The following is a 9,913-nucleotide window of genomic DNA, read 5'->3' on the forward strand; positions in this document are numbered from 1 at the left end:
GTTTTGACCGTCCGCGTGAGTGATGGGAGCGATATCCCGCCGTAGGAACGAAGGCAGATATAGCGGACAGCACGACGGCAGCAGGGGAGATGCGTTGGTAACCCGCACGCCCAAAAACTATCGCATATTGCTTAGCGAAGACTTGTTTATCCGCTTGAATTTTTTGGAGGAAATGAACCCAAGCATTGGGTACAGCATTCCGGCCAGCAGGAAGATATGCGGCAGCGCTTCCTTTTTCTCGAGGTGGAGCATATAGGCAATAATGAACAGCGCGGGCGCCTCGATGTAATAGCACATGATGCGTGCCTGCTTTGGCCTTATGCCGAGCTTCCTCCAAAAAAAGGTTATGATAATAACTAAGAGCCCCAATCCCACAAGGATCAACCCGGGAAAGTAGAGGTGTTTTACAATTTCGTCGAACCCCTTGATCAGCAGTATAGCCGAAGTGAGGAAGTGCAGGAAGATCTCGAGCTTGCGGAATGTTCTCTTTTTCACATTTCGATTTTGCCCAAAAGTATCCCTTATATCTTAACACTGTGTTGCTTCAGGGTTATGATATGTTTACCTCTAAGCCAAACAATTACTTTTTATTTTTAAGTGCGGCTTTCTCCAGGTTTTCGGCCACCCTGAATTTTACGATCTTCTCTATTAATGCATGGGGCATGGGTTCATTGAGCGGGAATTGTATGGAGCCCTTGCCGGTTTTGTACTTTGAAAGCTCTTCCTGAAATTCCTTGTTGCCCGATGGCAGCGCGTAGAATCCGAGATGGCTGGTAAATGCCGCAAAATGTACCAGGTTGCCCTGCAGGTAAAATGTAGGCAGTGCATAACTGATCTTTTCGGTCGCTTCGGGTGCGGCTTTTTGAATGGTTTCGCGTACTCCCTGCAAGATGTTCCGGATGTCAGGAGGAAACGCTGCAATGTACTCGTTGATGTCGTTTGGCTTGTTCATCATCATTGGGCATTATAGGCTTCTTCCAGTTTTAAGATCTCGATCTTGTGCATCTGCATCATGGCCTGCATGACGCGCTGCGAACCTTCGCTGCCTGCTGACATCAGGTCCATCAGCACATTCGGGATGATCTGCCATGACAGGCCATATTTGTCCCTTAGCCAGCCACACATACTTTCGGTACCGCCATTAGCTATAAGGCTGTCCCAGTAATAGTCGACTTCCTGCTGTGTTTCGCAGCGTACGAACAGTGAAAAGGAAGCGTTGGGTTCGAACTGCCCGCCATTGAGGAGCATGACGTGCTGGCCTTCAAGCTCGATCGACGCTGTCATGAAGGAACCGTCTCCCATTTCGTGTGTACTTATGATCCTGGAATTCTTGAATATGGAGGTATAGTAGGCTATTGCTTCTTTAAGGTTGGCATTGATCCAAATGAACGGGGTTATCTTTTGCATGGCAAATGGTTTTTAGTTGTTGCATACCAAAATTACGTAAAGTACCGTTCCTGATAGCGGTGCAAACCCGACAACTATAGGGGTGGATTAGGACAGTTCTGCAACCGTGTTTTCTCAATGAATAACATATTTGGCTTTGATGTGTTTTGTATGATTTTTTTTATTTCATTTGTAGCCATAACCAATAAATGATCTTATGAAATTTAAACATGTAATGCTTGCCCTTGCGATGACCGTGATGATGGCATCTTGCGGCGAAAAAAAAGAAGGCGATGCTAAAGCAGAAACTACGGAAAGTACAGGAACTGCTGCTGAAGCGCCTAAAACAGAAGAAGCTCCTAAAGCTGAACCAAAAGACCTTATTGCGAAGGCGTGGATGATCGATGATATGGATGCATCTGCAATGATCGCCAAGATGCCGAAAGAAGAGCAGGAGAAAATGAAAAAGTCGATTGAAGAGAACAAGTCTAAAATAAAAGGCAATATGATCTTCGACTTCAAGGCAGATGGTAAAGTAACCAACATCATCAAGAATGGTAAGCAGGAGATCAAAAGTGACGGTACCTGGACGCTGAGCGATGATGGGAAAACACTTACGACAATTGATGATAAAGGTAAAAAATCGGATGTTACCGTATTGAAACTAACTGAAGATGCACTTGAGCTCCAGCCAAAACAAGAGGGTATGGATATGGTCATGAAGTTTGTTCCTAAGAAGTAACTAACCTATCAAATGATATGAAGGAGAAGCCTTTGCGTTAGCAAAGGCTTTTTAGTGTTAGGCGGCATTGACTATTTTTTCAACCTCGAAGATAATTTTTCACTTTCTATTTTGAAAGATCGATTTTAGTAGTATATTTGCACCCTCTAATTGCGGTACCGTAATTATTCGGGGTGTAGCGTAGCCCGGTCATCGCGCCTGGTTTGGGACCAGGAGGTCGCAGGTTCGAATCCTGCCACCCCGACAAAAGCTGGACAGTAATGTCCGGCTTTTTTGTTTTTATACTATTTGAGGTGTAGCGTAGCCAGTCATAGGGTCTCACTTCAAGGCGGAAGATTGCAGGTTCTCCCTACGGTTATCGTGACTGCAACCGACAAATCCTTCCGGTTTTTCAGGGAGGATTTTTTGTTTCATAAACGTTTTCACGTTGTAATGTTCCCATCTTCCTTAAAGGGCGTGAAGACCTGAATTTTCCATTGATCATTCATAAATTATTTTTCTGAAATTTAATTTTAACTAACATATCCTTGTCGTAAAAATCTTAAATTTACCCTGCAAAACTATTTTAATGACTGTCTTTCTCTCTGTCCTCGCATCGCTGCTGCTCTTTTTTACGATCATGTCGCTGATAAAAAATGATTATTGGACGTTCAGGGTTTTTGATTATCCGCGTCTGCAAAAATTTGTATTGTCGGCAGCGTGTTTTACTTTACTTATCATTTATCAAGAGGAAGGCTCCCGGGTATATATGGTCTTTATTGCTTTAACAGGCATTAATCTTGTCTATCTGGGCTGGTTGATCTGGCCATTCACTTTATTCTCTTCCAAACAGGTAATGCGGATCAAAGAAAGCAGGCCCGATGACCAGGTATGTATAATGATATCCAATGTTTACCAGGACAACAGTAATTTTAAAGGCTGCCTTGCTGTAGTGCGAAAAGCGGATCCTGATGTTGTTTTGCTCCTGGAAACCGATAAGGCCTGGGATGAGGGTACGTCAGGACTTGCGGAGATTTACCGGCACAGTATTAAAGTCCCATTGGAGAACACTTATGGAATGATCCTGTATTCGAAACTGGAATTGAAAAACAGTACGGTGGAATATATGGTTGAAAATGATATTCCCAGCATACATACTCATATCGTATTAAAGAGTGGGCGCGAGGTACAGCTTTATGCGGTCCATCCCACACCGCCGGTGCCTAATGAAAATCCACGTTCTACAGAAAGGGATAAAGAGATGTTGCTGATAGCGGACATTGCTAAGGAAAGCACTATACCCGTTATCGTAATTGGCGACCTTAATGATGTTGCGTGGAGCTATACTACAGAATTGTTCCTTAAAGTGAGCGGCCTGCTTGACCCAAGACGGGGGAGGGGATTCTTCAATTCTTTTCACGCGCACTATCCGTTCCTGCGTTTTCCGCTGGACCATGCATTTATATCAGCCGATTTTAAGCTTGTCGGAATGAAAAGGCTGGAAAACTTCAAGTCGGATCACTTTCCTATCTATATTAACCTGCAATATGAAAAGTCAGCGAAACACGAGCAGGAGCCAATGGAACCCGATAGTGAGGATGAAGCGCTTGCTGAAGAAAAGAAAGCCAAAGAGTAATAACGTTCCAACAAAAAATCCTTCCGGTTGAGAAAGGCTTTTTTGTTGGGAATTGGAAAGATATAATTACACGCAGATCTGCGGATAGATCATCCTCAGGTTTTTCCTGAAGTTCTCCAGTGTTTCTTCGTTATCGTAAGCGATCTTATAACGTGAGCCGCTTTCGTTATTCGTTTTTTCAAAAGAAATTCCGTTGCGCATTAGCAGGCGTTCGATCCTTTTGTGGTCGGTAACATTTTTGTAAAGTGTCCTGAAAATAGAGATATACATAGCTTTTTAGTTTTAGTGGATTATATTGTTTTAGTAATGGTGAAGCACAACCTTCATGATAAAATTAGCGATCTATTTATTTGTGAGGAAACGCCTTAATAAAACTTTAGCACATTTAAGTTATAAATAACATCTGTTGATCGCTGGCCAAACTTTGAAAATTACTTGAGTTATTCAGCAAATCTATTTTCAGATAACCAAAACTAATAAAGAAGTGTGGTAGTTCTTTTAATTTAATGTTACATTTGCGTAGCATTAAAATCACCATAAACATAATTATGTCAGATTCAATAGAAAAGATAAAATGCCTTATCATAGGCTCAGGACCTGCGGGCTACACGGCCGCGATCTATGCCGCAAGAGCAGATATGAATCCCGTACTTTATACGGGCATGGAGCCTGGCGGGCAGCTTACAACAACTACCGAAGTGGATAATTTTCCGGGTTATCCGGAAGGGATAGACGGGCCTACCATGATGGTGCAGCTGCAGCAGCAGGCCGAGCGCTTCGGCACGCAGGTTCGCATAGGCATGGCTACGGCCGTAGAATTCAGTAAAGAGGCCGGCGGATGGCACAAAGTTATCATTGACGGCAATAAGGAAGTGCACGCGCAAACAGTGATCATATCTACGGGTGCAACTGCAAAATACCTAGGCCTGCCAAGCGAACAGCGCCTAAGGGGTGGTGGTGTTTCGGCATGTGCGGTATGCGACGGGTTCTTTTACCGTGGGCAGGACGTTGCCATTGTTGGTGCAGGGGATACTGCTGCCGAGGAAGCTACTTACCTTTCTAACATTTGTAAAAGTGTTACTATGCTGGTGCGAAAGGATTTCATGAGGGCATCAAAAGCGATGCAGCACCGGGTTGAAAATACCGCTAACCTTACAGTGCTTTATAATAGTGAGGTAGACGAAGTTATAGGCGACCAGGTAGTCGACGGGCTTCGTATCGTGAATAACCAGACAGGTGAAAAGCACGAGATCGCCATTACAGGTTTGTTCATTGCCATTGGCCACAAGCCGAATACCGATATCTTCAAAGGACAATTGGATATGGATGATACAGGCTACCTCATTACCCAGGGCAAAACAACAAAGACCAACTTGCCGGGGGTATTTGCTTCGGGTGACGTACAGGACAAGGAATACCGCCAGGCCATTACAGCTGCAGGTTCAGGTTGTATGGCCGCGCTGGACGCCGAAAGGTATCTTACTACTTTAGATAGCCATTAATAGTATTCAGCCTGCCTGCCGATAGGCAGGTTGCGGTGACAGGTTTAAGTGACCACATATTAAAAAAGCAGTACACTATAATGGTGTACTGCTTTTGTTTTTTAGATATGTCTGTTGGATATCATCTTTGGTCATCTCAAGCTGAAAACCGCGACCGGACTGATAGCTTTATTGCTCCTTCTTATATATCACCGCACTATCGGCAAATTTTCCTACTTCCACTTTTGGTGTACCGAACAGCTGCACTTCCGCTTTGCCGGTCGCTGTTATGTTTATGAGTTCGGTTGCCATGACAGTGCATGTAGTGTAGCCTTCGGCAACAAGCGTCATATTTTTTGCGGTAAGCTTATTGCCGGTAAATTTGGCATTATTGTCTATCCTAAGCTGGGCATTGGCCGTGTCGCCTTCAATAGACGCTACCGTTTTTTGGTACATGTCGAATTTAAGCTCGGGGCTGGCGATAAGCGCTTTCAGTTCCGCATTCTTGCTAAGCTCGATGGTGGCGTTATCCGATCTCAGGTTCAGTTCCCCTTTCGTTTTGTCATTCATCTGAAAAGTGAAGTTTCCAGATCTTACGTTGAGGTAGCATTTGGCGTAGTCAATGGCTTTTACTGTGACAGAAGGTACTTCGAGGTCGGTCAGGGCATTAAGGATGGTTTCATGCTTCACGGTTATCGCGTTTAAGGCATCGATGTAGGTAATGCGCACGCTTAGCTTTTTTGCACCGCTAACTTCTTTTGCCGTATATATCCTCAGGTTACCTCCTTTTACTTCGGCCATAATAGCATCATGCAGGTTGTCATCGGCTTCGATCTCCAGGCCCGGTGCGGCACCTTTTACAAGGAATATCTCAATATTGTCTTCAATTTCAAGGCTTTCAAAAGGCTGTACTTCCTTTTGGGCAACGGTTACCGTTTTAGAGCCTTTTATTTTTTCCCTTTTTTGTGCGAATGTTAATGTGGTAAAAAGCAGCGCCATTACCATCAGGAAGAATTTCTTCATTAGAATGTGATATGTTTATTGGTTATCGCAAATATATGAAAAACACTTTTCGTAAAAGTACCATTATCAAGACCAGATCGATTTACCGCTATCAGTTGCCAAGACTTAACAAAAGCTTTATATTTGATATTAAAATCAATCGATCAAAAAATGAAGAAAAGTATCTTGTTTGGATTGCTGCTTTCGGTAACGGGAGCGATCGCGCAAGCACCAGAAAGCATTGGCAATATCCCAAAATGGCTGCGTAATGCGTCGATATCACCCGATGGTTCGCAAATAGCTTTTTCGTACCAGGGAGACATATTTACTGTTCCCGCAAAAGGTGGTCAGGCGCTGCGCCTCACCATTCACGAAGCTTATGATGCCGACCCTGTGTGGAGCCGCGATGGCAAACAGATCGCGTTCTCGTCCATGCGCTACGGCAATAAGGATGTGTTCGTATTGCCGTCTGCAGGGGGTGTGGCTAAAAGGCTTACCTATCATTCTGCCGACGATGTACCTTCTGCATTTTCCCCAACAGGCGATAAGGTTATCTTTTCGACCTCCCGGCTTGATGATGTAGCAACGGTCATATTCCCATCTGGGGTACTGCCGGAATTGTATGAGATCGCCGTGACGGGCGGACAGGAAAAGCGCATCATAGCCACCCCGGCAGAAGATGCAGTGTATAATGCAGATGGGAGCCTGATATTTTTCCACGACAGGAAGGGATATGAAGACCCGTGGAGAAAACACCATACATCATCTGTAACCCGCGACGTTTGGCTATTCAGTACCAAGGACAAGAGTTATAGTCAGGTGACCGAGACCGCTACAGAAGAAAGAAATCCTGTTTTCGGCAACAACAACGATTACTTTTTCCTTAGTGAAAGGAACGGCACTTTTAATGTTTGGAAGGCTGTGCTTTCGGGTAATAAGGAAAGCAGCGCGCAACAGGTAACCAACTTTACCAAACATCCGGTGCGCTTCCTGAGCAGGTCGGCCGACGGAACATTGTGTTTTGTTTGGGATGGTGAGATCTATACGATGACTGATGGGGCGCAGCCGCAAAAAGTAGTAATAGCGATACAGTCGGATGAACGCTATAACGAAAAGGTAATGGAGCAGGTGCGTAACGATGCCGATGAATTCTCTGTTTCGCCGAATGGCAAAGAGGTGGCTTTCATTGTACATGGTGAGGTTTTCGTAGCATCGGTAGAATTTGGCGTGACCAAAAGGATAACCGATACACCGGAGCAGGAGCGTAATGTGGAGTTCAGCCCTGATGGCAGGAGCGTATTGTATGCCGGTGAGCGCGGTGGCTGCTGGAACCTGTACGAGTCGACGATCGTGAATAAGGATGAGAAATATATGTTCGATGCTTCACAGATCAAGGAAACAGTGCTAGTTAATTCGGGCAAGGAATCATTCCAGGGGCAATATTCACCGGATGGTAAGGAGATCGCATTCCTCGAAGAGCGTACCACTGTAAGGGTATATAATAAAGAGTCGAAAAAGACCCGCACGATCTTAGAGGGCAAATTTAATTATTCGTATAGCGATGGCGACCAGTATTTCACATGGTCACCCGATAGTAAGTGGCTTTTGGTCACCTATCTGGCGTACAGCCGTTGGAACAGTGATATTGGGCTTGTAAACGTGAACGATGGCAAACCACCGATCAACCTGAGCCAAAGCGGATATAACAATAGCCAGCCGAAATTTGGTATGGAAGGGGGCATGGTGTACTGGGCATCGGATAAAGAAGGCTACCGCTCGCATGGCAGTTGGGGGTCTGAAAGCGATGTGTATGCCATATTCCTGACGGAGGATGCACACAAGAAATTCCAATTAAACAAAGCCGAATATGCGCTTTGGAAAGAGAGGGATGATGCTAAGAAAGATAAGGACAAAGGCAAGGATGGCGAAAAGGATAAAAAAGCCAAAGACAAGGATAAGAAAGATAAGGACAGCAAGGAAGATGAGGGCATTAAGCCTGCTAAGTCGATGAAGATAGACTTTGAAGGCCTGCAGGACCGCAAGGAAAAGCTGACCATCCACTCGTCTAAGCTTTCCGATTTTGTGGTAGATAAGGATGGGGAGAACATATACTATCTTACCCGATTTGAGGAAGGTACTAATCTTTGGCGCACCAAATTCAGGGAAAAAGAGACAAAGATCTTTGTAAACCTGAATAGTGGTGATTCAAAACTGGTACTGGATAAAAAAGAAGAGAACCTGTTCCTCATCGAAAAAGGAGGGAAGATCGCGAAGATAAGTGTAAAGGATGGCAAGAAGGAGAATGTCAATTTCTCGTCCGACATGAACGTGAACGAAACTGCCGAGCGCGCCTATATGTTTGAGCATGCCTGGAGGCAGTTCAAAAAGAAATTCTATTTACAGGACCTTCACGGGGTTGATTGGGACTTCTATAAAAACGAGTACGCGAAGTTTTTACCCTACATCAACAACTCAGTAGACTTTTCAAGCCTTTTAGGAGAGATGCTTGGTGAGTCGAATGCATCACATACGGGTGCACGCTTCCGTCCGCAGCCGAAACCTTCTGACGACAGGACTGCTTCTTTAGGTGTTTATACAGATAATTCATATGCAGGCAATGGAGTAAAGATCGCCGAAGTGATGGATAAAAGCCCAATGCATAAGGCAAAACAAAAAATACAGGCAGGGATGGTCATTGAAGCTATTGATGGCGTTAAGATAACACAGGCTGAAAATTATCATGCGTTGCTTAACCGCAAGGCAGATAAGAAAGTCCAGGTAGCGCTGTTGGATGAAAAAACAGGTAAGCGCTGGAGCGAAGTGATCGAGCCGATCTCGCTTGGCAAGGAAAACCAGCTCGCTTACGAGCGCTGGGTAAAGAACAGGGAAAAAGACGTAGAGCGCCTTTCGGACGGAAAAGTTGGCTACGTACATGTTGAAGGCATGGATTCCGAAAGTTTCCGCGCTGTATTCGAAAAAGCGCTTGGTAAATATAATGACTGTGAAGCGCTGATCGTTGATACGCGTTTCAATGGTGGGGGATGGCTGCACGATGACCTGGCCACATTCCTGAGCGGCAAACCCTATATGACATTTGAGCCAAGAGGGCAGAAGATGGGGTCGGAGCCGCAGTTCAAATGGCAAAAGCCATCGACAGTCCTTATTAGTGAAGGCAATTATTCTGACGCACACATGTTCCCTTATACTTATCGGGCATTGGGGATAGGTAAGCTAATAGGTATGCCGGTACCGGGTACCGGTACTGCAGTATGGTGGGAGCGCATGATCGATGGCAGTACAGTATTCGGTATTCCGCAAATAGGCATGCGCACCGTGAAGGAAGACAGGCTGATGGAGAATTTCCAACTTGAACCTGACATTAAAGTAAAAAATGATCCGGCAAAAGTAAACACAGGTGTAGACCAGCAATTGCAAAAAGCCGTCGAAGAACTTTTGAGGAAGTAAATAGTACACTATTATATATAGGCCCTGTCAGGAATGACAGGGCTTACTTTTTTATATCTACCTAAGATCCGTGCAGGCTACATATAAAGAGTAATTCTGGCATAATTAGATAAACCCTATTGTGATTACATAACATTACAATTCAATCAAAAAAACTTTTCTTTGCAAGTTATGTCTTATCAGTAAGTTAAGTAAAAGTTAAGTAAAAAAGTAAAAAAAGGT

The 9,913-nt window shown here is 44.5% G+C and carries 9 protein-coding genes and 1 tRNA gene; 5 read left to right on the forward strand and 5 right to left on the reverse strand.

The window, feature by feature from the left end:
- Positions 1–117: 117 nt before the first annotated feature.
- From ACT6R0_RS10230 to ACT6R0_RS10240, 3 genes are all read right to left on the reverse strand, one after another.
- Positions 118–495 carry a hypothetical protein gene (locus ACT6R0_RS10230; RefSeq protein ID WP_444652333.1) on the reverse strand — a complete coding sequence of 126 codons (378 nt, stop codon included), beginning with the start codon at positions 493–495 and terminating at the stop codon, positions 118–120.
- A gap of 85 nt (positions 496–580) precedes the next feature.
- Complete coding sequence (locus tag ACT6R0_RS10235; RefSeq protein ID WP_444652332.1) at positions 581–958, reverse strand: iron chaperone; 378 nt, start codon at positions 956–958, stop codon at positions 581–583.
- Positions 955–1,407: a VOC family protein gene (locus tag ACT6R0_RS10240; protein WP_444652331.1), complete on the reverse strand. Its 453-nt coding sequence runs from the start codon at positions 1,405–1,407 to the stop codon at positions 955–957. The genes ACT6R0_RS10235 and ACT6R0_RS10240 overlap by 4 nt, the downstream gene beginning before the upstream one ends.
- A gap of 196 nt (positions 1,408–1,603) precedes the next feature.
- Here ACT6R0_RS10240 and ACT6R0_RS10245 point away from each other — a divergent pair, with 196 nt between their 5' ends.
- The 3 genes from ACT6R0_RS10245 to ACT6R0_RS10255 all read left to right on the forward strand — a co-directional run bounded on the left by ACT6R0_RS10245 (position 1,604) and on the right by ACT6R0_RS10255 (position 3,743).
- Positions 1,604–2,128: a lipocalin family protein gene (locus ACT6R0_RS10245; RefSeq protein ID WP_444652330.1), complete on the forward strand. Its 525-nt coding sequence runs from the start codon at positions 1,604–1,606 to the stop codon at positions 2,126–2,128.
- A gap of 169 nt (positions 2,129–2,297) precedes the next feature.
- Positions 2,298–2,372: transfer RNA gene (locus tag ACT6R0_RS10250), tRNA-Pro, on the forward strand.
- Between the two features lie 324 nt (positions 2,373–2,696).
- The gene (locus ACT6R0_RS10255; RefSeq protein ID WP_444652329.1) at positions 2,697–3,743 is read left to right on the forward strand and encodes an endonuclease/exonuclease/phosphatase family protein; all 1,047 of its coding nucleotides are present in this window, start codon (positions 2,697–2,699) and stop codon (positions 3,741–3,743) included.
- A gap of 66 nt (positions 3,744–3,809) precedes the next feature.
- On the opposite strand, the gene ACT6R0_RS10260 is transcribed toward ACT6R0_RS10255, so the two are convergent.
- Positions 3,810–4,013, reverse strand: a complete 204-nt coding sequence (locus tag ACT6R0_RS10260; protein ID WP_444652328.1) for a hypothetical protein — start codon at positions 4,011–4,013, stop codon at positions 3,810–3,812.
- Positions 4,014–4,291: 278 nt separating this feature from the next.
- Between ACT6R0_RS10260 and trxB the strand changes: the two genes are divergently transcribed.
- Positions 4,292–5,245: a thioredoxin-disulfide reductase gene (gene trxB / locus ACT6R0_RS10265; RefSeq protein ID WP_444652327.1), complete on the forward strand. Its 954-nt coding sequence runs from the start codon at positions 4,292–4,294 to the stop codon at positions 5,243–5,245.
- 168 nt (positions 5,246–5,413) lie between these two features.
- On the opposite strand, the gene ACT6R0_RS10270 is transcribed toward trxB, so the two are convergent.
- Positions 5,414–6,247, reverse strand: a complete 834-nt coding sequence (locus ACT6R0_RS10270; protein WP_444652326.1) for a GIN domain-containing protein — start codon at positions 6,245–6,247, stop codon at positions 5,414–5,416.
- Positions 6,248–6,397: 150 nt separating this feature from the next.
- Here ACT6R0_RS10270 and ACT6R0_RS10275 point away from each other — a divergent pair, with 150 nt between their 5' ends.
- The gene (locus ACT6R0_RS10275; protein WP_444652325.1) at positions 6,398–9,691 is read left to right on the forward strand and encodes a S41 family peptidase; all 3,294 of its coding nucleotides are present in this window, start codon (positions 6,398–6,400) and stop codon (positions 9,689–9,691) included.
- Positions 9,692–9,913 lie beyond the last annotated feature (222 nt).

Source organism: Flavobacterium sp. (assembly GCF_052437795.1).
Classification (GTDB): domain Bacteria; phylum Bacteroidota; class Bacteroidia; order Flavobacteriales; family Flavobacteriaceae; genus Flavobacterium.